This window comes from Vibrio cyclitrophicus (assembly GCA_023206055.1).
GTDB lineage: Bacteria > Pseudomonadota > Gammaproteobacteria > Enterobacterales > Vibrionaceae > Vibrio > Vibrio cyclitrophicus_A.
This window is the reverse complement of sequence record CP065366.1, coordinates 1831651-1856498: the sequence shown is the minus strand read 5'-3', so window position 1 is coordinate 1856498 and position 24848 is coordinate 1831651. Positions and strand designations below refer to the sequence as shown.

Here is a 24848-nt window from a genome sequence, read left to right as displayed (position 1 = left end):
CTAAATCCAGAACCTACGATCTGATCAGTTACGTCCACTCTATCTCGAAGCTCTATGCCTAAACCTCGTTACAAAACAACCAACTGGAAGCAATACAACCAATCACTCATTAACCGTGGTTCTCTGACCTTTTGGATTGATGAAGAAGCAATAAGTGGGTGGGTGCAAAGCAAACAGAATAAGCGCGGGAGGCCACGTCGGTTCAGTGATTTAGCTATTACGACAGCACTCATGGTGAAACGAGTTTTTTCTATGCCACTGAGAGCGTTGCAAGGATTTATCGACTCGATATTTAGGTTAGCCCATGTGCTGTTAAGTTGTCCGCATTACACCTGCATCAGTCGTAGAGCCAAGCAAGTTGAGGTCTCATTTAAGAATAAAACGAGAGGAGCGATACAACACCTAGCCATTGATGCAACTGGCCTTAAGGTTTATGGCGAAGGTGAATGGAAAGCCAAAAAACACGGGACGGATGGCAAGCGGAGAGTCTGGCGAAAGCTGCATATTGCAGTTGATACAAGCACTCATGAGCTCATTGCCGCCGAGCTAAGTTTATCAACGGTTACAGATGGCGAAGTACTCCCGAACCTACTGAAACAAACACGCCGAAGCATCCTTGAGGTGTCTGGTGATGGCGCTTACGACACGAGAGCGTGTCACGCTGCTATTAAGCTGAAGCGAGCCGTTGCGTTTATTCCCCCAAGAGAGGGGGCGGCCTTCTGGGAGCGTGGTCATCCTCGAAATTTCGCCGTGGGTTGCCAGAAGTTATACGGCTCAAATAAGTATTGGAAAGAGCGATATGGATACCACAGACGTTCACTCTCAGAAACAGCGATGTATCGAGTCAAACAGCTGCTTGGCGGTCGTTTAAGTTTAAGAAATTACAATGCCCAAGTGGGTGAAACTTACGCGATGATAAAAGCGTTAAACAAGCTTACTGGGTTAGGTATGCCTGAAACTTGTCGTATTGACTAAGAAACACACGAAATGGGCGGCTCTGTCTTTAAACTGAATTACGCAACAAAGCCATTACGAGTTGTAATTCTTATCAAAAGAACCGCCTTCCAAAAAAAAGTCATTTATTCAGATGAATATTTGGGTTTTGTATACCAATTGGTATACGATGCCAACATATTGTTCTAAAAACGATTAAATGCCGTTGTTATGAAAATCGAAGATCTAAAGCTATTTACCACCGTTGTTGAACTGGGTAGTTTTACTGCCGCTGCCAATGCACTCGACCTTCCTCGTGCGAATGTTAGCCGGAGAATTAACGACCTTGAGAAGTCTCTCGGCATTCAATTGTTCTTTAGAACCACTCGCAGCCTTTCCTTAACTAAATCTGGTGAGTTGTATTATAAAGAATTACTCAATGCGTTAAATGCGCTCGACAAAGCGAACCATATCGCCTCTAACCTATCAGAAGTTGCACACGGACAAGTTAAGATTGGCCTGTTGCCAGAAACCAGCGACATCATGCAATCGACACTGTTTAAATTCCAAGATATGTACCCAAAAATTGAGCTTGATATTCGTACGATCAGCAATGGTTTTGTCGATATGTACCGACAAGGTTTAGATCTCGCGATGCACGGTGGTACTTTAAGTGACGCGAACGTAGTAGCGCGCAAAGTAATGATTTTACAGCGTGTTTTTGTCGCAAGTCCTGATTTTCTAGAGAAAGAAGGCACACCTTCAAGCTTAAGAGAGATTACCCACTACCCCTTCGTTTGCTTTAGATGGCCAAGTGGTGACATCGACAAGCAATGGGATATCAAAGATCACATCATCAAGGTCGAGCCTTCGGTCGTGAGTGACAGTATCGGCTTCGTGATCGGTGGCGCGACACGTCACAGAGGGATCGCATTGCTACCAGAAATCTTGGTACGACAACAACTCAAAGACGGAACCTTGATAAACCTATTCCCTGACGAGAACCTTCAAAAAGAAGAAGCATGGCTACTCTACCCGCAACGCAAAGCGCTGAGTCATTCTGCTCAACTTTTGATTGATTTTCTATTACAAGAACTTCCAAATCTTTAGTTATTGTAATGAATTTTATGACAGTGTTTCGCGAATAGACTAGATTATCTAGACATCACTGAAAGATAGAATTACTCCATAAATTGACAGGAGTAATCCATGAAGCCTATATCTCAACAATCGTCTATCTTTCAGCAGACACCTACGTTTAAGCGCTCACCAATTCTTAAACAGACAGTCATTGCACTAAGCCTAGTCTCTCTTTTTGGCTGCAATGACTCTGAGGCGACGATAGCTCAAAAACAAACTCGACCAATTCAAGTGATCCAACTTGAGCCTCTTTCTCATCAAGTTGAAAGATCCTTCACGGGTAAATTACAATCATCAGAAACGGCTGGTGTCGCCTTTCGTGTGCCTGGCACTATTCAAAACGTCATGGTCTCGGTTGGTGATTCAGTTAAGAAAGGCCAACCTTTGGCACAACTCGATCCGCACGATTACCAAGTAGCATTGGAAGAGTTACAAGCCCGCTCTCTTGAAGCAAAATCCGCACACAAGCTGGCTAAGACTGAACTTACACGAGTGAAACAAGCCATTGCTGACAACGCGATTGCTGATGTTAATCTGGACCGTGCAATCAGCGGGTACGAAAGAAGTGAAGCGGCGGTTAAAGTGGTTGAACAAAACATACGCCGCGCAAAAAATTCGATTCGTTATACCGAACTGCTCGCGCCATTCGACGGCGTGGTCGCGGCATCTAACTTCGATCAGTTTGAACAAGTCCTGCCGGGCATTTCAGTTTTCACCATCCACAACCCTGATCAGCTTGAAGTTAAAATCCAAGTCCCAGAAAACTTGATTCATGAATTCCAACCGAATCAAACCGCGGGTATCAACTGGTATGGTTCAGAGGAAAAACTGATTGGGCACGCCACTGAAATTGCGACGTCACCTCACCCTATTAAGCAGACTTATTCGGTTACTTACCATGTAGAGTCAGCCGACAAATCTGTATTGCCGGGGAAAGCCGTTACACTCACGACTCAACTTGGCGAACCAACCAATAATTTCTGCTTACCGTATTCAGCGATCGTGAACCAATCGGGCATTGAGCAAGTTTTCACCCTTCAAAACGAACAAGCGCATGGCGTGACTGTGGAAGTAGTGTCGATGTCTCAAAATACTGTGTGTGTCGAATCTACACTCAGCGATGGTGATTTCGTCGTGGTGAGCGGTGCTCAATACGTCATAGAAGGCCAACACTTCTCTGATATTCAAGTTAAGAGCCTGTAGGTAAATCATGATGAATCTAGCTGATTTTGCGATAAAACAACGCACCTTCATCCTGTTTTTCACTGCATTGAGTGTAATTGCGGGCCTGTTTTCTTACTTTGATCTTGGCAAGCTCGAAGATCCAAGCTTCACCATCAAAACGGCCGTGGTAGTAACCCTCTACCCTGGCGCTTCTGCAGAAGAAGTGGAGCAACAAGTCACCGATACCGTGGAAACCAAACTGCAAGAAATGGGTTCATTGAACCGACTGCGTTCACTGTCTCGTCCAGGCATGTCGATGGTATTTGTTGACTTAAAGGAGTCTCTTAATTCAAAAGCACTTCCTCAAGAGTGGGACTTGTTGCGTCGTAAAGTGTCTGACATGAAGCTGTTACTGCCTTCGGCGGCACAGATCAGTGTCGTACAGGATGAGTTTTCTGAAGTCTACGGAATGCTTTTTTCTATCCACAGTACGGATGCATCGCCTGCTGAACTAAGACGTTACGCAGAAGAGTTACAACGACGCATCAAAACCGTCGATGGCATTAAGAAGATTGAGTTACATGGTGTTCAGCCACGTGTTGTCCACATCAACATCCCAGATGAAAGATTGGCACAATACGGCCTATCTATCACGCAAGTTTGGTCACAACTCAATACTCAGAACATGACCTTTGACGCGGGCAAGTTTTCAGCAGGCACTGAGCGTATTCGTGTTCAACAGTCGAGCGAGTTTGGTTCATTAGATGATATTAAAAACCTGATGATCAAAGGCGGCGTGAGTGAATTCGGAACCAGCTTAATCCGTTTGGGCGATATCGCAGACATCACAATGGGCTACCAAGAGCCACTGATGACAGAGAACCGCTACAACGGCGTACCTGCAGTTACATTGGCAATGAGTCCTGTTGCGGGCGTTAACGTGGTATCGCTTGGCGATGAAATCCACCAGATCGTCAGCGATTTCCAAGCAACTCTACCGTTAGGCGTCGATATCTCGACAGTTGCAAACCAGCCGGAAGAAGTTCAGAAATCGATCGACAACTTCGTAAGCAACTTGCTTGAGAGTGTCGCGATTGTATTCATCGTCCTGTCCGTATTCATGGGGCTAAAAAGCGCAACTATCGTTGGTTCAAGCTTGCTGCTGACTATCTTGTTAACGCTTATCTACATGAACATGGCTTCAATCGATTTACACCGAGTTTCGCTAGGTACGTTCATTCTTGCGCTCGGCATGTTGGTGGATAATGCCATTGTTATCACCGATATGATGATTGTAAAAATCAACAAAGGCATCGACCGCACCAAAGCCGCAATTGATTCTGTGAAAGAGACAGCAACACCGCTCTTTGGCGCGACAGTTATCGCTATCATGGGTGCGAGCCCTGTTATCTTTTCAAAAACGGATGCCGCTGAGTTCGCTAGCTCAGTATTCCTTATCATCGCCTCTTCACTATTACTGTCTTGGCTAGTCGCGATGACGTTTACAGCCTTGATGTGTTGGTTCTTTATCAAGCCAACCAAACAAGCTGACGACACCAAAGTGAGCTTATACCGTAAAAGCGTAAACTGGACAGTAGATAACCCACTCAAAGCACTGACGGGACTTATTCCACTGATTTTAGTGACGGCACTGGCTATTCCGAACATTGCGGTTAACTTTATTCCACAAGCCGACAGACCTATTCTGTTCTTAGATTACTGGCTACCAAATGGTGCCAAGGTTGAACAAACTTCAGAGGATATGAAACGCATCGAGCAATGGTTGTTAGAACAGCCGGAAGTCGACAGTATTTCAACATACGTTGGCGCGGGTGCTCCACGTTTCTCAGTGACCATTGAACCAGAACCGTTTGACCCGGCTTACGGTCAGATCTTGATTAACGCTACGGATTTTCCATCACTTAGCCCGTTAATTGCACGTGGTGATAAATGGTTAATGGAAGAGTTTCCAAATGCAGACCCTCGCTTTATAAGCTTAAAATTGGCGACGGCGGATAAATTCAGTGTTGAAGCGCGTTTCTCCGGCCCGGATGTCGAGGTTCTTCACGGACTATCAAAGCAAGCGAAAGCTATATTTGCTCAACATCCAGACACCAAATACGTACGTGACGATTGGCGTCAAAAAAGCAAAGTGTTAGAACCTATCATCAACCAAGACAAGATGCGCCTTGCAGGTATTAACCGCGCAGACATTGCATTCGCGATAAAGCGCGCGTCAGAAGGTATGCCGCTGGGTCGTATGAACTTGAACGATGAGTTGGTCACGATTCAACTGCGCGGGACAGAAAGCTCAATTCAATCACTTGAAACTCTGCCGGTTCGCTCTCTATTGGGCATACACAGCGTTCCACTCGGCCAAGTCATCGATGGGTTTGAGCTAACCAGTGAAGAGACCATGATTTGGCGTCGTGACCGAGTGAAAACCATCACTGCACAAGCTGGCGTTGGTCGTTACACCACACCTGCAGCAGTAAGAAACTCCGTTAAAGAGCAAATTGAATCAATCCACCTTCCAGATGGTTACCACTTGGAATGGGGTGGCGAATATTACGACGAGCATAAAGCGGTCAGCGATATTCTTAAGCAACTGCCTAAAGCAATGTTGTTGATGGTAATTATCTTAGTGGCGATGTTTAACGGCTTCAAACAGCCAGTGATCATCTTCACCACCCTACCGCTTGCGGCGACGGGTGCAACATTCAGTTTATTGTTGTTGGATAAACCATTCGGCTTCATGGCTCTGATTGGCGCGGTAACATTAACAGGTATGATCATCAAGAATGGCATCGTGTTGATGGACCAAATCGAGCTCGAACGTAAGAACGGTCGCTCACTGTCTGACGCAATCAAAGAAGCGACAGTGAACCGTACGATGGCGATCTCAATGGGCGCACTCACCACGGCACTTGGTATGATCCCATTGCTAAGCGATCTACTGTTTGACCAGATGGCAGCAACCATTATCGGTGGTTTGGCTGCGGCAACCGTGTTGTCTCTGTTTGTAATGCCTGCGCTGTACAAGCTTTTCTATCGAACTGAAGAAAAAAAGACAGTAGAGGAAGCCATCAAAGACGCAGTGATCGTGCTTGATGCAACGCCTCAATCTACAAACAGCGGCACTACAACCTCATTCAACAAGGAGCAATAAACATGTATCCATTAACAAAGTTTAAAGTGGCTCCTATTGCTCTCGCCTTGTTGCTGACAGGTTGTGCGGTTGGCCCTGATTACGTAGAACCACAAACGACCATGGCTGAAACGTTTCTATATAGTCAAGACGGTGTGAGCCAAAACCAACAACACAATCATTGGTGGACACAGTTCAGTGATCCAACGCTCAATCAGTTAGTGGTCGATGTCCAAAGCCAGAACATCCCACTTAAATTGGCCGCCGAGCGTATCACCATGGCGAACTCGTACAAAAGCGTAGTCGAATCATTCAAAGTCCCGACTGTGAATGTTGGTGGTGGTTATTACAACTACCAGCTGAGTGAGAACGACTCCCTACTCGGCCCGGTATTTGGCGCCTCTGATGCAGTTGAATCAGCAACGGGCATGTCGTTACTCGAAGCCCAACACGATGGTGGGTTCTTAGGTGCGAGCATCGCATGGGAAATGGATTTGTTTGGACGTATCGATAAACAATCCAACGCGGCGACGATCCGAGTGGAACAAGCGGAGATCTTTCAATCGGGTTTGAACACCTTGATCACTGCAGATGTCATTCACAACTACCTGCAATATCGCGGTGCTCAAGAGCGAAAAGCGATCGCACTAGAAAACATTGCCGACCAAAAGCAAACCTTAGAATTGGTCACCAAAGTGGTTCGAAGTGGCTACGGCTCAGAGTTAGACCTAGCTCAAGCTAAAGCCATGCTTGCTGCGACTGAATCCATTGTTCCTCAACTTGAAATCGCAGAGCAAGTACACAAACAGCGCATGGCAGTGTTGTTAGGCGAGTCACTTACGAGCGTGAACCAACGTTTAGCAGGTGAATTTACCTTGCCGCGAATGAACGATGTTATTCCGACAGGCTTACCTTCTGATTTGTTAGAACAACGCCCAGACATCCGTATTGCAGAACGAGAAATGGCAGCCATTAACGAAGAACTCGGTGCAAGCATTGCCAATCGCTACCCCAAGTTCTTCCTAACGGGAACGCCAGGAGTATCCGCAGGAAGTTTTGATGACCTATTCAGTAGCGACTCATTCGGTTGGGCTGCATCTGCCGGTATCAGTTGGAATGTATTCGATGGTGGTCGAGGTGAAGCCATGGTTGAAATGAACGAAGCAAGGTTCCGTTCTGCAGCGCTTAACTACCAACACTCGGTAGACAGCGCCTTTGCAGAAGTCGATTCAAGCTTGTTTGCCTATGGTCGTAGCCAAGAAAACCAAAAGCGCATCGATGAAGCCACCCTTGCCGTTGATAACGCAGTGAGCAAAGCCAAATCTTTATACAAAGCCGGCCTCGTGGATTACCTGTCGGTGTTAGACGCACAAAGACAACAAAAAGCGATGCAAGATCGACAAGTGGCCGCCAAGCTTCAAACAGCCAACACCACGATTGCAGTGTACAAAGCTTTAGGTGGCGATTGGAAAGTAGCGAGTGAAACGCAAACTGTTGAATTAGCCCGCGTAAACTAGGCTAACTGCTCTTCGTTATCTACTGAATAATGCGATAAGCGTAATAAAAAATACCGCCGTTGATTACGGCGGTATTTTTATGAACTGGCTAGCTGGTAAATGAGTTGACCAACAAGATAATCCGTTACTTTATATCGTTACGCTTCGCCCACTCTTGTAAGGCATCACCCATAGTCAATCCTGTCGCATTGTTCATCCACTGCATAAAATCACGGTCAAATTTAAACTCTTCGCCAAGCTTGGACTTAAAATATCGACGCACGTTTTGAGTCGTTTTGTAGCTGTCCGTTATGACGGTACTGTCATCAATCTGATTCTTGTGCCAATCAACCTTTTCCATGGTTTATTCTCTTCCTGTCATCTCAATGCATGCACTACGCGTTGCGAGGCCCAACCATAATAATCGCCATACCGAGTAGTGCTACTGATCCACCAACCAGATCCCACGTTGTCGGCTTTTCGCCATCAACAAGCCACAGCCATATCAATGCAACCGAAATATACACCCCACCATAGGCCGCATAAACACGCCCTGTCGCGGTAGGATGAAGCGTCAATAACCAAGCAAACAACGCAAGGCTTATCGCAGCAGGAATCAATAACCAAATGCTCTTGTCTTCTCTTAACCAAAGATAAGGTAGATAACACCCTGCAATCTCGGCCACCGCCGTAAGTACAAAAAGACCGACCGTTTTAAATTCAATCACAACTTACCTTTATCTGTTTAAATGCAGAAAACACTATCGATGATCCATCCAACATCAACAACTCCCACACACCACCCTATTTTAATTTCAATGGAACGTAACGTTGGTTGGACGAACGCTATTTTGGCGCTTCTGACTCTGTAAAATTGGTTTTAAAAGTGAAGGCATACGGCGTATCACCGATTTCTCTGAGGTGTTCAAGTCGCTCTATCGCTTCTGCGAGTGTGGGAATATGATCTTCTTCGATCCACCAAAGAACATAAGTATCTTCAGGTAAACGCTGAAACCAGTCTCCCTTTCGGCGCATGAAATCACGGTGATGTGTGCGGAACATGAAGTTCTTTAACGAATCCACAGAATCCCACACCGACATGTTCACAATCATATTAGGATCATCAAAAGCTTGGATGTTGGTGGCGTCACCAGATTCATCTTTCAGACGCCAAACGAACCCTTCACTGCTTTCTGCGATTCCGTTAACCAGCTCTAAGTTATCGACAAACTCTTTGATTTCCGGCGCATCTAACGGGTATTTAGCCAGAGCGATATTTAACTGAGCTAATTTCATAATGTTCCTTCCTTGATAAATTATGAGTAGAAAATTTCAAACGCACCGACTGATACTAAGACAACTAAAGAACCGTCACGCCTTCAACTTCAATCACTGAGTTAACATTAGCGCGCTCGATTATCTTGAGTAACGTCGTTTGGATTAGCTCATTATCTCGGATTTCGGTTTCACAAGAAAAACGCTCTTCTTGAACACCATCGCCCTCACCCAGCATAAATTGAACTGCGACTTCCGTTGCGAGATCTTTGGTCGATCCGTAATACGCTAACGTGATTTTTGGGTATCCGTTGTCGCCTTTTTTAACCTGCTTTGCGATGCGTTTTTTAGCTTTATCTAAATTCATACAACTTCCTTTTAAGGCTGAAACTAAAATGAACAAACGTCCGATATTTCTTAGCTTTACTATAAAGCATTACCACATTCACTACATGATTTAATGGATGACAATCCGCTTTTTCTTACGTTAGTTTTTCCACAAGAACCACAAAATTTCAGAGAGTGGATATTGTAGATAGACATTAAAATAACAAGCGGAATCCAGACCAACAATTTTGGCCCATCACCACCAGACCAATAGATAAAGCCAACGAAGAAGATACCAAAAACAACAGCTTGCAAAGTCCACAATGTTTGTTTGCACTTTGCATCTTTGATAATAAAAAACGTAAACAAGCAGATAAAACTACTGATAACCCCATAAACCGCAAACCCTATAAAGGCTTCTTGTGGATTCATAACTTCCCCTGTCAACATAATACTTTACGATTCGAACAACACCACTGACCCACAACTATATGACCTGAACATTAACCAAACCTTAAACGAAAAATGCCAAGCCTCGTAAATCACTTTTGAGTTATCTGTTCGTTAGCGGTTTTCAAGGCCAGCTTTAAACCATCCGTATCTTTACAACCAATGTAAACATGCTTTCCAGTGCTTAAGCTTAACTTCAGCGCTGAACCTATCGATGCATTATACAACCAGCCATCGCTCAGCATTCGGATGCCTATACCTTGATACCACTTGCTTTGATAGAACGATGTCTCTGCAATGTCTGACACCTCGACATTCTTACGCCAAAAGCCAAAGCCGAAATACCAGCTTAGTACATTGTCTTTGACTTCAATTGTCATGGAGAAAAAGAGCAAAGCAATTAAGCCGTTGATGGCGTGAGCGATTAATGTCTCAGGGTTGTTATCAGAGGTAATGACAATGAAAGCACTTATTGAAATAAGGATTAGCAGCAATCCCTTGTTGAATTCCTTACTATAAAACACGGTGACAACTCCTATAGGCAACGAACTAGCCAAACAGCTATCTTGCTGCGGCCTTTCTAAATAAACGTGGTAAGTAATGAAGGCATAACCCTACAGCCAAGCCGAGTAGCATCGTTTTGACGCTACCAACCCAAAGTATCAAACCGGTATAGCCTTGTGCTGGCCCTAAATCATCTTTGTTAATCACATCCGCCAACATAAAGCCGTTCCACAATACATGGAGCATCACTGTAAATAAGTGCCCGCAAATTGCGATTGTTCCAAGTAGCGCATATCTATCAGAAACGTTATCTCGGCAAAATAAGAAAACAAGTACAAAGGTAAAAATCAAAGGCGCAGACAATACCAACGACACCGTTATAACTTCGATGTGGCTTTGGCTTCCATAGATAAAAGTACGAAATATCATTGCCGTTGATAGTAATAACGGAGCCAGCGCGACCCATGTCATTCTGTTCATTTCAGTTCCCTGTCTTAATAGTTGGTTTGATGAAAGATTCGATAATCGACAGGGAATGTTAATTACCAAAAATGGCGTAACTGGAGTGCAATTATCGCTCTACTACTCGATGGACAACTCAGACTTTCATAAACCCGATGTAACCTAAGGCTTAGAACACAAGCTAGATAACAAAAAGGCCACTCACCTTCACGCCTAGTCGCATATTTTATTGAGCTTCCAGCTGAACCCAAACAACATCTTCATTTGAAGTTGGAACCTCAAACCAAGACCAAAACAGATCTAACATTTCCGGTGTCATTTCATAAGACTTACCATTCAATTCCGAGTTCCGGCTAAATGCCCTCTGCTTGCAAGTCTCAAACGGAACATCAAGGTAGTGAACTTCGCTGTCCACACCTAGTTTTGATGCCCAGCTTGTAAAAGAATCTCGGTCAGACTTACGCCAAAAACCAAAGTCAAAAATCACAGGAACACCCAAGGAAAAAAGCTGCATTGCAGACTCCTTGAATAACCCTTGTAGCGTAGCCAACCGGCGATCAAAAACTTCACGTTCCATATGTTCGCCATACAAAGGAATCATCCACTCATCGATCGAGAAACGAAAAGCCCCATGCTTTTCTGCAAGCGATTTAGAGTAAGTCGTCTTACCCGAGCCGACAAAGCCACACACTAAATAGATTTTAGTCATGATGCCCCTTTAGTCTCCTTGTTACGCATGATTCTATCTTTCAGAAGTGTACCAATACTGCTAACGACAAACGTAAACCCAAGCGCCACAATTGGTCGATAGAAATCAAACGCACTATCCGTGATAAAAAAGTACTGATGAATGGCGACACCCAAACCAACACCTAATGCCAGCTTCAGATTCTTGAAAATACCTTGATTCATGTTCGTTCCCTCTTAGAAAGCAAAACCATGTGTAGGTGTGAGTAATGTTACAACCAGAACTAAAAATGCCGAGCCTAATGATTCATTCTTAAATTGTTAGGCATTTTCCGTCGTGTTGCGCCAGAGCTCGTTAGCCACACTAGTCATAGCTTCAATAACTTCAAAGATATACACCTGTGTAACTTCAAGATGGACTCTAGCAAATTTATGCGAATTTAAATTGAGACTTTTGGCAACAATTTTAATTTGATTATTATGAAGCGCCTCGTCTAAGTGCCCTGCATTGTGAGCAATGATATTCCTGATATCTCTTGCTTCAACGACTCTGCTCCAAGAGACAGTGCCTGTAGGGACTTCAATTCTAGCGACTTTACGTAAGTAGTTTTTTGCTCTCTCAATACCTAAACCAGGATAGTCTTTTAAAATACAATTCAAACCTTTTTCAAAGTTAAAGCTGTGGCACAGCTGGTTAAGATAGTCTTCAAAAAGCGACACCAACATGAGCAAAAATGATTGTTTCTGGTATTGAGGAAATACTTCTTGAAAGTGCGCGCCTAAATCATTGCGATACTTGTATCTATCCCAACAAACGGACTCGTTATCTTCTATATCAGATTCGTTGTACTTAATTAATTCTTCAGACCAATGACGTTCTGATAGCTCAACAAAAACCCGAAAATTTTCTAAGTCAGACAAAAAATACAACGATACTTGATCGGATTTCTGCATTTTACCTCCTAATGCCTTAAAGCTATTAGACAGAAACATTCTGCTTTTAAATACAGAATTATTCAGTCTAGTTTCATATAGGCGGAACTCTACCACAATTAATCACAGTATTTCAGTGACTTAAAACATAGATAAATTCATTGCATGATAAAATGAAGCATATTTACGTATAGTATGAATTTCGTAGAAACCCCGTCCAACTGGATACAAACACAGTTCCCCTAGACATACACCAAACACAAAAAAGCCTGCCATCTATGTGAACATAAATGGCAGGCTTTATACGTTAGTTAAGCTTGTGAGTGGCGTAGATTACGCGGCTTCGAATGCGAGGGCTTTCTTCTCTACCTGACGGAAGATCAACGTTAGTATGCCGTTTACTGCTAAGTAGAATGCGCCAGCAATACCGAACACGGTGAGTGTGTCGTAGGTTTGGCCGTTGATACGCTGAGCGTAACCCATCAAATCCATGATGGTGATGGTGCTTGCCAGTGACGTGCCTTTGAAGACTAGAATCACTTCGTTCGAGTAAGCTGGAACGGCGCGGCGTAGAGCGTATGGCAGTAACACTTTAAGCGTTGCTACTTTGTCCATGCCAAGTGCGCGACATGCTTCCCACTGCCCTGCTGGAATCGCGTTGAATGCGCCTCTGAACAGTAGCGTGCTGTATGCGGCAGTGTTCAAAGCTAATGCTAACATTGCACAGAACCAAGGTTGGCTTAACCAAGTCCATAGGAAGCTTTCACGAATCCAATCAAACTGACCCGGGCCGTAATACACCAAGAAGATTTGCACCAATAATGGGGTGCCAGTGAACAGCGTAATGATGCCACGAGTGAACCAGTGAATCGCCGGTATTCTTAGGATTAGCGTTACCGTCATCAGCAGTGACAAGATACAACCAACAAGTAATGAAGCACCTGTGAGTTGAAGACTGGTCACTAAGCCTTCAAGCATTTGAGAGAGGTATTGTTGATTCATGCCATTGCCCCTTTGTTACCCAAACCTTGAATAGAGAACTTACCATCAATCACTTTTACCAATCTTTGTGTGATTAAAGTGATGACCAAGTAGATTGCTGCTGCTGTCGCGTACCAAGTAAATGCTTCGTGCGTTGCAGCGGATGTTAGTTGTGCTTGTTTCAGCAAATCTGTTACGCCAATCAGCGATACTAATGCAGTGTCTTTCAATAACACTAACCATTGGTTGGTTAACCCTGGTAGTGCGTGTCTTACTGCTTGAGGTAACACGATACGAAAGAATGCACGAGACTGAGAAATACCAAGCGCGCTTGCTGCTTCTCTCTGCCCTTTGCTTACTGCTTTTAATGCACCACGCAAGGTTTGCGAAGCGTAAGAAGCAAAGATAAGTGACAGTGCAACAACACCAGATAAGAACGGGCTCACTTCGATGAAGTCGCCAGTGATCATGAACAGAACTTGTGTCGAACCAAAGTAGATAAACAGTACGACCAGAATTTCTGGTAAACCACGAACAATCGTCACAAATGCAGTCGTTGGCCATTTGATTGCAATACGACGAGACATCTCACCACTTGCAAACAAAACTGCTAGAACCAATCCAACTAATAGGCTTACGAACGCAAGCTGAACAGTCATCCAGCTTGCTTCGACGAGCCCTAAAGAGTAACCCGTTAATTCCATAAATTACTTACCGAAGTACTTGTTGAAGATCTTGTCGTATTCGCCGTTCGCTTTCACTGCTGCAAGTGCAACGTTAAGTTGGTCTACAAGTTCTTGGTTGCTCTTGTTTACTGCGATACCAAAGCCGTTGCCGAAGTACTCTTGGTTTGTTACTTGGTCGCCGACGTACGTTAGGTTGTCTTCTTTCTTGAACCATTCAGCTACAACGGCTGTGTCACCGAATACAGAATCGATACGACCGTTTTTCATGTCGATGAATGCATCTTGGTAGCTTGAGTAAGGTACCGCTGTTACGCCAGTCATTTGCTCAAGTAAGAAGCTCTGGTGAGTAGAACCGTTTTGAACACCAACACGCTTACCTTCTAGTGCTGCTTGGTCTGCTACTTTGCCTTCAAAAGAGATGAATGCTGCAGAGTTATCGTAGTAAGCGTTAGAGAAGTTCACTTGTTGAAGACGCGCTTCAGTGATGTCCATTGCTGAGATAGCTGCATCGTAACGTTTGAATTTAAGTGCAGGGATCAAGCTATCAAATGCTTGGTTGTGGAAAGTACAGGTTGCTTTCATCTCTTCACAAAGTGCGTTTGCTAGGTCTACGTCAAAACCTTGGATTTGGTTGTTCTCATCCATGTATTCAAATGGTGCGTAAGTTGCTTCCATTGCGAATTTGATTTCTTCTTGAGCTGCTGCGTTGAAAGAAGCAAGGCCGATAAGTGAAGCTAGTAGAATCTTTTTCATTTTGTTACTCCGAATACTGTGTAGTAGCGGCCTGTGGCCATTCTTATAATTTGATTGTTTTAATTGATGTTGTGTTTAGCTAAATCTAATGAGTCAACTTTCTTTTAATAAATGACTTACTTAGTGAGTCAAATATTCAGCAAACTCTGGTGTCTGCGGATTAATAAATGAATCGCTGGTGCCGTGTTCAACGATGTACCCTTTCTCTAGGTACAGAACGTGGCTAGCGATCTTCTTCGCGAAATCGACTTCGTGCGTCACGACCACTTGGGTAATGCCCGTTCCGCTCAATTCTTTAATGATGCTCACGACTTGGTTGGTGATCTCAGGATCAAGCGCCGCTGTTGGTTCATCAAACAACAACACATCCGGTTTCATCATCAACGCACGTGCAATCGCAACACGCTGTTGTTGACCGCCAGACAATTGAAGTGGCCAAGCGTCTGCTTTGTCGGCAAGTTGAAGTGTCTTTAGTACTTCTTGAGCTTGCTTGACCGCTTCTTGCTTATCCAAACCTGCAACTTTGGTTGGTGCTTCAATCAAGTTTTCCATTACCGTCATGTGTGGCCATAAGTTGTATTGCTGGAACACCATGCCGACTTTACGACGAAGTTTAAGCCCCTGCTTCTCTTGGATTTGGCTTGAAAAATCGAATTGCTCGTTCGCAATGTCTAATTCGCCGTTGTCCGCGATTTCTAGCAGGTTCAATACACGCAGTAATGAACTCTTGCCCGCGCCGCTTGGGCCAAGCAATACCAAAGTTTCACCACTCTCACAGTCGAAACTGATATCGTGAAGAACTTGGGTATCACCGTATGATTTGTTGATGCTCTTTACTTGAATACTCATGCCACAATACTGCATTAATTGTCATTTGTTGGTTATTCTATTCAATCCGAGGTTTTATGCAAGAAAAATGTATAAAAAACTACTTTGTTGAATTTTTGTAACAAATATTGCACAAAAAACAGTCGCTATAACTGGTCTTACAACCAAAGCTTTCAAGTCATTGATAAGGTTAATATCGAGACAAAAAGCAAACGTTTTGCTATCAATTTATAAATCATTACTCGATTGCTAACTTATGAGTGCACTCTCCTATTAACGCCAATTTACTTGCATAAAAATTAGGGTTAATTAGCTTAGTTTGCTATCGAACTGATTGGTTCAGAATGCTTAACTTTCCTTTAAGGTCGTTTCGGATTATTCACTTAGTAGTGATGAAATATTGGAAATTGAGTTTCCTAGGGAGCGTCACAGCGCAATAAATGCTTTAATGGGTCCTATTCTCAACAACAATTACTTCCCAGCGAACAACGCGCAGTACAGGCAATAAGCCATAACCAATAAGTAACAAGTCATCTATTTTCAAAGCGACAACACATTAAGGCAGTCATATGCAAAACGATGTCTCTTCTACGCTCGACTCAACTCAGCGAACGACTCAACAAACGCCAGAACCCAAACCTGAGAAAAAAAGCCTTAGTATTTTGTTTGAGCTGAGTAAATTCATTCAGCCTTATAAAGGTCGTGTTATTGCTGCGTTGATCGCGTTGATCTTCACGGCGAGCTTAACCCTTTCGGTCGGACACGGTATTCGTCTTCTTATCGATCAAGGCTTCAGCCAACAATCGTTGTCAGACTTAGGCAGCGCGATTCAATTCATCATGGTGGTGGTCGTGTTGATCTCGATTGGTACTTTCTTCCGCTTCTATTTGGTTTCTTCTGTTGGGGAACGTGTGAGTGCGGACATTCGCTTATCAGTTTTTAATCATGTCGTGACGCTGCATCCAAGTTACTTCGAGACCAATGGCAGTGGTGACATCATGTCGCGCATCACCACGGATACCACTCTGCTTCAAAGCATCATTGGTTCATCGTTCTCTATGGCGATGCGCAGTGCATTGATGTGTATTGGTGCAATCATCATGCTGTTTGCGACCAATATTAAGCTGACGCTGATTGTTTTGGCCTCGGTGCCGTTTATCTTGATTCCTATTCTTGTCTACGGGCGTCGTGTAAGAGCCCTATCTCGCCAAAGCCAAGATTCGATGTCTGATGTCGGCTCTTATGCAGGTGAAGCGATTGAGCACATTAAAACCGTGCAAAGCTACAGCCGTGAAGCGCAAGAGAAAGCGTCATTCGCCGTAGAAGTAGAAAAGGCTTACGAGATTGGTCGTCAACGCGTTAAACAGCGTGCGATTCTTATCTCTGGTGTGATTGTTATCGTGTTCAGTGCGATTGCAGGCATGCTTTGGGTTGGCGGCAGTGATGTCATCAACGGCACGATGTCGGCGGGTGACTTAGCGGCGTTTGTCTTCTATGCCATTATGGTCGCTTCGTCATTAGGTACGATTTCTGAAGTGATGGGTGAATTGCAACGCGCGGCAGGTGCGACCGAGCGATTAATCGAGATCCTACAAGTTGAAAGCCACATTGTTGCGCCTGTAGAAAATCCAACCTCACTGGATAACGTGACACCAGAAGTTGCGTTTGATGATGTGACCTTCTGTTACCCATCAAGACCAGACCAGCCCGCAACAAGCAACCTCACGCTAACGGCCCATGAAGGTAAAGTGTTGGCACTGGTTGGCCCGTCTGGTGCAGGTAAAACTACCCTGTTTGAACTATTGCAACGTTTCTACGACCCTCAAGTGGGTAAAGTGACGTTAGGTGGTGTTGAGCTGAATCAGTTTGATCCAAATGAACTAAGAAAGCAGATGGCTCTCGTTCCACAGCAGCCTGCTCTGTTCAGTAACGATGTGTTCCATAACATTCGCTACGGGAACCCAGAAGCAACAGACGAGCAAGTTATCGAAGCGGCGAAAAAAGCGCACGCGCACGAGTTCATTCAGAACTTACCTGAAGGCTATCACAGCTTTCTTGGTGAACGTGGCGTGAGATTGTCTGGCGGTCAGCGTCAGCGTATTGCAATCGCACGTGCCATCTTAAAAGATCCGAATATTCTCTTATTGGATGAAGCAACCAGTGCGCTAGACAGTGAAAGTGAGCATCATGTTCAACAAGCTTTAGAAGAGTTAATGCGTGGCAGAACGACGATCATTATCGCGCACCGTTTATCAACAATTAAACACGCCGACCAAATTGCGGTACTCGATAAAGGACAGCTAGTAGACATCGGCGACCACCAGTCGCTCATCAATAGCTGTGAACTGTACCGACGATTGGTTGAACTGCAATTCAAACACCTCAGTAGCTAAGTTACAGAGCAAAAGCGTTTGAGTCATTGGTTCATGAAAGACTAAGTCCCTGACATTGTGTGGTTTCAAGCTTCAAAAACTTAAATCACACGTGTTGCAGTTTTGTTAATTTAACGGTAGGGTTTTTATTCCAATAACAACTTATCCCGATGAAGGATAAGTAGATAACGTTAATTACCCAGATAACATTAACTACACAGATAACAATAAGAGAGTTCGCATGGAAGCACTATTATCTGACTACCCGGTAGTAACAGAAATCCCTGTCGCTTGGGGAGAAATGGACGCACTCAATCACGTTAACAACGCCGTATATTTTCGCTATTTCGAAACCGCTCGCTTAGATTTTTTCAAGCACGTTGAGCTGATGGAAGAGATGGCGATTACCAAAGTTGGCCCTGTTCTTGGTGACACTTACTGTAAGTATTTCCGCCCAGTCACGTATCCAGATACTCTGCTGATTGGTTCTCGCGTCACTGATATTCAAGACGACCGCTTCACCATGGAATACGCGATCGTCAGCAAGACTCAGCAGAAGCTAACGACAATCGGAACCGCGACCATCGTTATGTTCGATTTTGCTTCAAACCAAAAAGCCCTGCTCTCGTTGCGCTTAACCAATGAAATCGAAAAGATGAACACGTTAAAGAGCCCATGCTTTAAGCAGGAAGCGGTAACGGAATAACGCATTCGCCGATTGAGAAAGACTCAGAAAATTTCAGACATTAAAAAGGCCACTCGATTGAGTGGCCTATTGTTTATTGGTTCAGAGAGCTTATAAGCGGTTAAGACTTATAGACCTTGCACCCTATAAACCTTGAACGTACTGAGCATTAGTTCGAACTTCAACCATCTGCTCTAGGTTCTGTTGTGAACCATCAACGCCGTCAATCAAACCTTGGAAGTGTTTGATCAGCTCTACTTTGTCTTGTACTTCTTTCGAACCTGCACCGATGTTGGTTAGGTCAATGAAGAACTCGTCAAACAGACCCGAGAAATCCGTTACAGCATCATGGTTTAAGAACTGTTCGTGGTTGTAAATGCTTGGGTAGCCACCCTTCTGTTTATCAACCGCGAAAGAAATGCCTTTCACGTTAGTAATCGTGGTCGCTTTCTCACACTTCAACATACAACCCGCTTCGATGCTTGGCTTGTTACAACCGACGGTTCTTTGGAAGAAACACTGACGACTGGTCATCATTAAGATTGGGTGGTAGATGCTGTAGAAAAGTTTGAAGTTCTCTGGGCGACGAATATGACGAATCTGACCTTTATTGATCTCGTTCGAAATGAACGCACCCGCACAGTTAAGCTCTTCTTTCAGAGTCACCAACGCATGAGAGTTAGTTGTGTTCATGAACGGGCCTGCAACCCACTCAATACCCATCTCGTAAGCTTTGTAAGCAATACCCGTATTGTTGGTTACGATACGAGCTGGCTTGATCTCTTCAAGAATACGAACCGCTTCGTCATAGTCTTTACCGATCAATACTGCAGGGAACCAAGGAATCAAGCGTGGGTTTGCAGCCAAGATATCGATGTACTTGTTACAACGCTTCTTGAAGCTTTCTGGCAGTTTGAAGTAAACATCCGCGTCAGTTACGTCACACAGGTGCAAGTCTTCCACATCCGCGATAAGCATCGACATAGTCGGCTTCTCATTCACTTTAGGGTGCTGAGGCAATGCTGGTACGTCAACGTGCTTAATCACTTCTACAGAGCCGTTCAGAATGAAGTCGATTTCATCTTTAAGATTGGACACTTCTTTCAAAGGAACAATCAGGCCTGCATCAAGGTTATCGTAGTTGTAGCTTTCTAATGTATGAACCGCACTCTTAACAGCTTTAAAACGCTTCTTAAGTAGCTCTTGATCGATCGCCTTGTCACCTGCCGCTATCAGTAGCGATTTAGATTGAACCGTAAAGTTCTCTTTTGATGTGTTCACTGTCACCGTGAATGGTTGACCCAGTTTCGCGCTAAACGACAATGACACCGGCGTTTTACGAATATCAAGGAACTCGATCTTGTCGCGCATTTCGCTGCCTAGCGCATTTTTAGCTTCGTAAAGATCGCTGGTCACTTCTTGAATTTGCACAACAGAGATTTCATTGTTCTCTTTCGTCGCTTTATCAACAGCGTAATTCATGCTGTTGTCGCGTGGGTTGTCGATGAACATGTCTTTCGTTAGGTTACCCTTTAGGAAAGAGTTGGTGAAATCACGGTTGAATACTTTGTGCAGGTTCGAATCATCTTCGATCAACAAACCACTTTCTACAAAGCTATCAATCTGCTTGCGCCACGTGTCTACTACGGTATAAACGTAGTGTGCGCCTTTAATACGGCCTTCTACTTTCAACGAGTCAACTTTCGCGTCAACCAATTCAGGTAGGTCGTAGTAAGCTGAGTTATCTTTCAAGTTCAGTGGGTACTTGTTACCCGCATTGGTGATTTCGTATTCATCACGACACGCTTGGCTACAACGGCCACGGTTGCCCGAGTTGCCCACACTTACAGAGCTTGAGTAACACTGGCCAGAGAACGCGATACACAAAGCACCGTGTACGAACACTTCAGTCAGTACATCGTGATCGTGTGCCACTTCCGTCAGCATTTTGATTTCTGGCAGGTTCAATTCACGAGACAAGTTAACGCGCGTTGCGCCAATCTTAGACAAGAACTTAATCTGGCCTTCGTTGTGCGTAGTCAGCTGAGTCGATGCGTGAACATCTAATGATGGGAAATGCTTTTTCACCAAATCGAACAAACCAAGATCTTGGACAATGATGCCGTCTAGTTTGGTGTTCACTAGTTGGTTTAACAGTTTAGTGATGCTCTTAATTTCATGCTCCAGCAGCACAACGTTAAGAGTTAGAAACACTTCACAGCCATATTCATGAGCAAGGCGAATTACACCATTCAACTCATCTAACGACAGGTTAGAGGCTCTGTTACGAGCGTTGAAGGTGTCCAAACCACAATAAACTGCATTAGCACCCGCTACGATAGCTGCTTTAATCGCCTCTACATCGCCACCTGGGGCTAATAACTCAATCTTTCTGCTCATTTTTGAAGTCGCTCACTTACTTATAATTTTTAAGCCGCGTATTCTACCTACATCACGATCTCTTTACCACCTAACAACACTTTTCAAACTGAATGACCTCAATAATGCCAAACGAATCCGATCTACCTATCCTTTATTCTTTGAGACGCTGCCCTTACGCAATGCGCGGCCGAATGGGCATCGCTCTATCACAGCAAAAAGTGTTACTCCGAGAAATCGTTACCAAAGACAAGCCTAGCGAACTATTAGCGAGTTCGCCAAAAGGCACCGTTCCGGTCTTGGTTTTGCCAAATGGACACATCATTGAACAAAGCATAGATGTCATGAACTGGGCTCTTCAACAAAACGATCCTCAAGATCTTCTTCGTTCAAGTAATCCGGCGCTCAACGAACAAGTCCACCAGCTCATCAAAACCAACGATGATGAGTTTATTGGTCATCTAGAAAAGTATCGCGCGTCGGTTCGTTACCGAAACATCGATACCGAACAACGCCGCCAAGACTGTGAAGGATTCATCTGTAAGTTAGAGGCGTTACTCACCGACCAAGCCTACTTTTTTGGAGAAACACCAAGCTTAGCCGATTTTGCGGTCATGCCGTTTGTAAGCCAGTTCGTGAGAGTTGAAAAGAAGTGGTTTGTGCAATCTGAATATCAAAATGTAGGACGTTGGTTAAGAGCGCACCTAGACAGCAAACTCTACACCCAAGTAATGAAGCAATATCCTTTGTGGAATGAAACCAAACAAGATTGTATTTTTGGATGGAACTAAGTCGTTAATCATAGCTATAAATAGTTCTAAATAAGCTTAATTATCTCTAGATTGTTTTGAAAATCGTGACACTGAATTACAGGTGGCACCATTGATGGCATATTAAAGTTCAACGAAAATAGCGTTTCACTCAACCACAACGTTAGTTTGAAATGTGCTATGCCCAAAAACAAAGTAAACCCGTTCAACATATCTAATCACGGCCTCAAAGGCTTCTCGGAAGTTTCACTTTTGGTGGCCTTATCGCTAGCCCTTTCAGGTTGTAGCGCAAAAAATAAAACCACTAATACCGGCAACTTGGGGGCGTCGCAAAAACAAGCCTACACTGCAAAAAATTTCTACAGACAAGACAACAAAGTCACTCTTATCCTCTCCTTTTCAGGCGGAGGTACACGTGCGGCTGCACTCTCTTATGGTGTATTACAGGCACTACGTGATACCGATATAGAGATCGATGGTGAACGTATCAACCTATTAGAAGAAGTCGACATGATCAGCTCTGTATCTGGGGGCAGTTTTACCGCTGCATACTACGGATTGTATGGCGACAAAATATTCGAAGATTACGAAGAAGCATTTCTCTATCACGAAGTGTCTGAAGACCTAATCTCTATTCTGTTATCGCCAAGTTATTGGTTCTCTTACGCTACTAGAACCGATAAAGCGACCGATTATTACGATGACAACATTTTTGGTGACAGCACATTTGCGGACATTCGACGCGAAGGTGCGCCTTACATAGTAATTAACGCAACGGATATATCGACGGGCTCTCGCTTTTCATTCACACAAGAATACTTTGACCTGATTTGTTCAGACTTAAACAGCTATTCCGTGTCGAGCTCGGTGACGGCGTCGTCTGCTGTACCTTTCGTTTTCACACCTGTAGTACTTGAAAACAAAAATGACTGTGACAAATCAGATCATTTGCAGCCTTCGTTTGAAGCCACCAGTTATCGCAATAGAAACCTCATCAAATCGCTAGAGTCCTATAGCCATAAAGACGAAGTCAATTATCTTCATCTAGTGGACGGTGGGATTACTGATAACCTTGGCTTGTTATCTGTTTATGAGATGTCCGAATATTTGCGTTTCAACGACAAAGAAGAACTGCAAAGCTTGCACAAAAACCAATCAGCGCGCCCTATTGTCATCATCTCGGTTGATGCATCGACCTCTCCGGAATCAGGTATTAGAAAGTCGATTGAAGCGCCATCGATGAAACAAACTGTCGACGTCATTACCGATATCCAATTGCATCGATATAACGATACAACAAAAGATCTGATCGTTGACGAGTTGCAGTCTTGGTCGGAGCTAGCCTCTCATCAAGGTCATACTGTTTCTCCCTACTTCATTGAGATTAGCCCGAATAAATCAGATACCAGCGCCAAACGTTACTTGCTCAATCAAATACCGACAGATTTTATGATAGACAAAGCAAACGTAGACCTACTGATTAAAGAAGGAAACAAACAACTTATTGCCGATCCGGAATTTCAAAAATTCTTATCATTTGAACGCAAAAAATAATGTTAATCTAGTTGCTTATCAACACCGTTAGGCAATCAGAAATTACGTCAGCATTTTTCCCTTACAAGGACAACTATGGAATTTGAAAACAACATCTTACATCTCGGATCATTTTTTGCGGTGACCATGGGTATCGTGGTGCTATTTATCGGACGAAGGCTGAATCAAGTCGTCGGATTTTTAAAAGAGTTCAGCATCCCAGAACCCGTATCCGGTGGGATTTTAGCGTCACTTTTATTTGCAGCGCTTTATGCAACGACTTCGATTGAGGTTCAATTTGATCTGTTTGCTCGCGATGTATTGTTGGTCTACTTCTTTACCACCATTGGTATTAATTCAAGTTTGAAAGACCTATTCAAAGGCGGCAAACCTTTGGTGATTCTACTCGTCATCACGATCTTCTTTATGATCATGCAAAACATTGTCGGTATTTCTGTCGCATCGATGTTTGGTCTTGAGCCTGTGTTTGGCTTGTTGAGTGGCAGTATTTCATTGATTGGTGGGCACGGAACCGCGATCGCGTGGGCACCAAAGGTTGCGGATGAATTTGGATTACAAAGCGCGATGGAGATTGGTATCGCCAGCGCCACATTTGGGCTTATCTTAGCCAGTTTGATGGGCGGCCCAATTGCTAAGTTTCTTATCAAGCGTCACAACTTAAAGCCAGCAGAAGGCCAAACTAACGCTGAAAATTCGAATACCAATAAGCACAAGCAAGCGCTCACGTCTTTTCAATTTCTCGATGCCGTGTTAGCAATTCATATTTGTGTCATCGTCGGCGCTTTATTGAATGAATTGATCAGCCAAACAGGCTTGCAACTGCCATTGTTCGTGTCTTGTTTGTTCGCCGGTATCGTGATTACTAACTTGATGCCAGACTCCTATCCAAGAATCTCAGGTACAAAGTGGCCAACACGCTCCCCCGCTATCGACCTCATTGCAGAAATATCTTTGGGTACTTTCTTAGCGATGTCTTTAATGAGTATGCAGCTTTGGACACTGATCGATTTAGCAGGCCCGATTTTTGCCATATTGGCAATGCAGCTTCTATTAGCCGTAATCATCAATATTTTCATCGTGTTCCCATCTATGGGTAAAACGTATGATGCAGCGGTCGTGTGTGCCGGTTTCGGTGGGATTTCATTGGGTTCAACACCCACAGCGATGGCGAACATGTCCGCGGTAAGCCAAAAGTATGGTCACTCAGTGCAAGCCTTTATTATCGTGCCATTGGTGTGTGCGTTCTTTATTGATTTAGCCAATGCTTTGATCATTCCTTACTTCATGAGATTGATGTAGTTAGCCTTAATTCCGAGCAGGA

At 44.1% G+C, this 24848-nt stretch carries 25 protein-coding genes; 10 read left to right on the top strand and 15 right to left on the bottom strand.

Annotated elements, in window-relative coordinates; genetic code table 11:
* Positions 1–54 precede the first annotated feature (54 nt).
* From ITG09_08375 to ITG09_08355, 5 genes are all read left to right on the top strand, one after another.
* A complete protein-coding gene (locus ITG09_08375; protein UPR50743.1) occupies positions 55–975 on the top strand; it encodes an IS5 family transposase in 921 nt (306 codons plus the stop codon).
* 189 nt (positions 976–1164) lie between these two features.
* Complete coding sequence (locus ITG09_08370) at positions 1165–2043, top strand: LysR family transcriptional regulator (protein UPR50742.1); 879 nt, start codon at positions 1165–1167, stop codon at positions 2041–2043.
* 99 nt (positions 2044–2142) lie between these two features.
* Entirely contained in the window at positions 2143–3276 is a 1134-nt protein-coding gene (locus ITG09_08365) for an efflux RND transporter periplasmic adaptor subunit (protein ID UPR50741.1), read from the top strand.
* A gap of 10 nt (positions 3277–3286) precedes the next feature.
* A complete protein-coding gene (locus tag ITG09_08360) occupies positions 3287–6406 on the top strand; it encodes an efflux RND transporter permease subunit (GenBank protein UPR53612.1) in 3120 nt (1039 codons plus the stop codon).
* Positions 6407–6408: 2 nt separating this feature from the next.
* The gene (locus ITG09_08355) at positions 6409–7902 is read left to right on the top strand and encodes an efflux transporter outer membrane subunit (protein UPR50740.1); all 1494 of its coding nucleotides are present in this window, start codon (positions 6409–6411) and stop codon (positions 7900–7902) included.
* A gap of 124 nt (positions 7903–8026) precedes the next feature.
* Here ITG09_08355 and ITG09_08350 read toward each other — a convergent pair whose 3' ends face one another.
* The 14 genes from ITG09_08350 to artP all read right to left on the bottom strand — a co-directional run bounded on the left by ITG09_08350 (position 8027) and on the right by artP (position 15803).
* Positions 8027–8242, bottom strand: a complete 216-nt coding sequence (locus ITG09_08350; GenBank protein UPR50739.1) for a hypothetical protein — start codon at positions 8240–8242, stop codon at positions 8027–8029.
* A gap of 34 nt (positions 8243–8276) precedes the next feature.
* Positions 8277–8609, bottom strand: a complete 333-nt coding sequence (locus ITG09_08345; protein ID UPR50738.1) for a YnfA family protein — start codon at positions 8607–8609, stop codon at positions 8277–8279.
* A gap of 118 nt (positions 8610–8727) precedes the next feature.
* Positions 8728–9177, bottom strand: a complete 450-nt coding sequence (locus ITG09_08340) for a DUF3291 domain-containing protein (protein ID UPR50737.1) — start codon at positions 9175–9177, stop codon at positions 8728–8730.
* A 64-nt stretch (positions 9178–9241) separates the two neighbouring features.
* Positions 9242–9523 carry a hypothetical protein gene (locus ITG09_08335; GenBank protein UPR50736.1) on the bottom strand — a complete coding sequence of 94 codons (282 nt, stop codon included), beginning with the start codon at positions 9521–9523 and terminating at the stop codon, positions 9242–9244.
* Between the two features lie 59 nt (positions 9524–9582).
* Positions 9583–9915, bottom strand: a complete 333-nt coding sequence (locus ITG09_08330) for a hypothetical protein (GenBank protein ID UPR50735.1) — start codon at positions 9913–9915, stop codon at positions 9583–9585.
* A 110-nt stretch (positions 9916–10025) separates the two neighbouring features.
* Complete coding sequence (locus ITG09_08325; GenBank protein UPR53611.1) at positions 10026–10478, bottom strand: hypothetical protein; 453 nt, start codon at positions 10476–10478, stop codon at positions 10026–10028.
* Between the two features lie 16 nt (positions 10479–10494).
* A complete protein-coding gene (locus ITG09_08320) occupies positions 10495–10917 on the bottom strand; it encodes a hypothetical protein (protein UPR50734.1) in 423 nt (140 codons plus the stop codon).
* A gap of 208 nt (positions 10918–11125) precedes the next feature.
* Positions 11126–11608, bottom strand: coding sequence for an ATP-binding protein (locus ITG09_08315; GenBank protein ID UPR50733.1), 483 nt, complete (start codon positions 11606–11608; stop codon positions 11126–11128).
* The gene (locus ITG09_08310; GenBank protein ID UPR50732.1) at positions 11605–11811 is read right to left on the bottom strand and encodes a hypothetical protein; all 207 of its coding nucleotides are present in this window, start codon (positions 11809–11811) and stop codon (positions 11605–11607) included. The genes ITG09_08315 and ITG09_08310 overlap by 4 nt, the downstream gene beginning before the upstream one ends.
* A gap of 96 nt (positions 11812–11907) precedes the next feature.
* Positions 11908–12540, bottom strand: a complete 633-nt coding sequence (locus ITG09_08305; GenBank protein ID UPR50731.1) for a hypothetical protein — start codon at positions 12538–12540, stop codon at positions 11908–11910.
* Between the two features lie 312 nt (positions 12541–12852).
* Positions 12853–13521, bottom strand: coding sequence for an arginine ABC transporter permease ArtM (artM, locus tag ITG09_08300; GenBank protein UPR50730.1), 669 nt, complete (start codon positions 13519–13521; stop codon positions 12853–12855).
* On the bottom strand, positions 13518–14204 hold the full coding sequence (artQ, locus tag ITG09_08295) for an arginine ABC transporter permease ArtQ (protein ID UPR50729.1): 687 nt from the start codon (positions 14202–14204) through the stop codon (positions 13518–13520). The genes artM and artQ overlap by 4 nt, the downstream gene beginning before the upstream one ends.
* A 3-nt stretch (positions 14205–14207) precedes the next feature.
* Positions 14208–14939: a transporter substrate-binding domain-containing protein gene (locus ITG09_08290; GenBank protein ID UPR50728.1), complete on the bottom strand. Its 732-nt coding sequence runs from the start codon at positions 14937–14939 to the stop codon at positions 14208–14210.
* Between the two features lie 120 nt (positions 14940–15059).
* Positions 15060–15803 (bottom strand): arginine ABC transporter ATP-binding protein ArtP, encoded by a 744-nt coding sequence (artP, locus tag ITG09_08285; GenBank protein UPR50727.1) that lies wholly within the window; start codon positions 15801–15803, stop codon positions 15060–15062.
* 533 nt (positions 15804–16336) lie between these two features.
* Here artP and ITG09_08280 point away from each other — a divergent pair.
* Positions 16337–18160: an ABC transporter ATP-binding protein/permease gene (locus tag ITG09_08280; protein UPR50726.1), complete on the top strand. Its 1824-nt coding sequence runs from the start codon at positions 16337–16339 to the stop codon at positions 18158–18160.
* 220 nt (positions 18161–18380) lie between these two features.
* Positions 18381–18845, top strand: a complete 465-nt coding sequence (locus ITG09_08275) for an acyl-CoA thioesterase (GenBank protein UPR50725.1) — start codon at positions 18381–18383, stop codon at positions 18843–18845.
* Positions 18846–18968: 123 nt separating this feature from the next.
* Here the strand turns inward: ITG09_08275 and ITG09_08270 are convergent, their stop codons facing one another.
* Positions 18969–21224, bottom strand: a complete 2256-nt coding sequence (locus ITG09_08270) for a U32 family peptidase (GenBank protein ID UPR50724.1) — start codon at positions 21222–21224, stop codon at positions 18969–18971.
* A 104-nt stretch (positions 21225–21328) separates the two neighbouring features.
* Here ITG09_08270 and ITG09_08265 point away from each other — a divergent pair, with 104 nt between their 5' ends.
* The 3 genes from ITG09_08265 (at position 21329) to gltS (ending at position 24826) form a co-directional block, all read left to right on the top strand.
* Positions 21329–21994 carry a glutathione S-transferase gene (locus tag ITG09_08265; GenBank protein ID UPR50723.1) on the top strand — a complete coding sequence of 222 codons (666 nt, stop codon included), beginning with the start codon at positions 21329–21331 and terminating at the stop codon, positions 21992–21994.
* Positions 21995–22153: 159 nt separating this feature from the next.
* Positions 22154–23527 carry a patatin-like phospholipase family protein gene (locus tag ITG09_08260; GenBank protein ID UPR50722.1) on the top strand — a complete coding sequence of 458 codons (1374 nt, stop codon included), beginning with the start codon at positions 22154–22156 and terminating at the stop codon, positions 23525–23527.
* A gap of 75 nt (positions 23528–23602) precedes the next feature.
* Entirely contained in the window at positions 23603–24826 is a 1224-nt protein-coding gene (gltS, locus tag ITG09_08255; protein UPR50721.1) for a sodium/glutamate symporter, read from the top strand.
* Positions 24827–24848: the final 22 nt, after the last annotated feature.

Bases quoted from the DNA above. Each gene is read 5' to 3' on its own strand.
- ITG09_08375 (UPR50743.1), top strand. From the start codon at position 55: ATGCCTAAACCTCGTTACAAAACAACCAACTGGAAGCAATACAACCAA.
- ITG09_08370 (UPR50742.1), top strand. From the start codon at position 1,165: ATGAAAATCGAAGATCTAAAGCTATTTACCACCGTTGTTGAACTGGGT.
- ITG09_08365 (UPR50741.1), top strand. From the start codon at position 2,143: ATGAAGCCTATATCTCAACAATCGTCTATCTTTCAGCAGACACCTACG.
- ITG09_08360 (UPR53612.1), top strand. From the start codon at position 3,287: ATGAATCTAGCTGATTTTGCGATAAAACAACGCACCTTCATCCTGTTT.
- ITG09_08355 (UPR50740.1), top strand. From the start codon at position 6,409: ATGTATCCATTAACAAAGTTTAAAGTGGCTCCTATTGCTCTCGCCTTG.
- ITG09_08350 (UPR50739.1), bottom strand. From the start codon at position 8,242: ATGGAAAAGGTTGATTGGCACAAGAATCAGATTGATGACAGTACCGTC.
- ITG09_08340 (UPR50737.1), bottom strand. From the start codon at position 9,177: ATGAAATTAGCTCAGTTAAATATCGCTCTGGCTAAATACCCGTTAGAT.
- ITG09_08335 (UPR50736.1), bottom strand. From the start codon at position 9,523: ATGAATTTAGATAAAGCTAAAAAACGCATCGCAAAGCAGGTTAAAAAA.
- ITG09_08330 (UPR50735.1), bottom strand. From the start codon at position 9,915: ATGAATCCACAAGAAGCCTTTATAGGGTTTGCGGTTTATGGGGTTATC.
- ITG09_08320 (UPR50734.1), bottom strand. From the start codon at position 10,917: ATGAACAGAATGACATGGGTCGCGCTGGCTCCGTTATTACTATCAACG.
- ITG09_08315 (UPR50733.1), bottom strand. From the start codon at position 11,608: ATGACTAAAATCTATTTAGTGTGTGGCTTTGTCGGCTCGGGTAAGACG.
- ITG09_08310 (UPR50732.1), bottom strand. From the start codon at position 11,811: ATGAATCAAGGTATTTTCAAGAATCTGAAGCTGGCATTAGGTGTTGGT.
- ITG09_08305 (UPR50731.1), bottom strand. From the start codon at position 12,540: ATGCAGAAATCCGATCAAGTATCGTTGTATTTTTTGTCTGACTTAGAA.
- artM (UPR50730.1), bottom strand. From the start codon at position 13,521: ATGAATCAACAATACCTCTCTCAAATGCTTGAAGGCTTAGTGACCAGT.
- artQ (UPR50729.1), bottom strand. From the start codon at position 14,204: ATGGAATTAACGGGTTACTCTTTAGGGCTCGTCGAAGCAAGCTGGATG.
- ITG09_08290 (UPR50728.1), bottom strand. From the start codon at position 14,939: ATGAAAAAGATTCTACTAGCTTCACTTATCGGCCTTGCTTCTTTCAAC.
- artP (UPR50727.1), bottom strand. From the start codon at position 15,803: ATGCAGTATTGTGGCATGAGTATTCAAGTAAAGAGCATCAACAAATCA.
- ITG09_08280 (UPR50726.1), top strand. From the start codon at position 16,337: ATGCAAAACGATGTCTCTTCTACGCTCGACTCAACTCAGCGAACGACT.
- ITG09_08275 (UPR50725.1), top strand. From the start codon at position 18,381: ATGGAAGCACTATTATCTGACTACCCGGTAGTAACAGAAATCCCTGTC.
- ITG09_08270 (UPR50724.1), bottom strand. From the start codon at position 21,224: ATGAGCAGAAAGATTGAGTTATTAGCCCCAGGTGGCGATGTAGAGGCG.
- ITG09_08265 (UPR50723.1), top strand. From the start codon at position 21,329: ATGCCAAACGAATCCGATCTACCTATCCTTTATTCTTTGAGACGCTGC.
- ITG09_08260 (UPR50722.1), top strand. From the start codon at position 22,154: ATGCCCAAAAACAAAGTAAACCCGTTCAACATATCTAATCACGGCCTC.
- gltS (UPR50721.1), top strand. From the start codon at position 23,603: ATGGAATTTGAAAACAACATCTTACATCTCGGATCATTTTTTGCGGTG.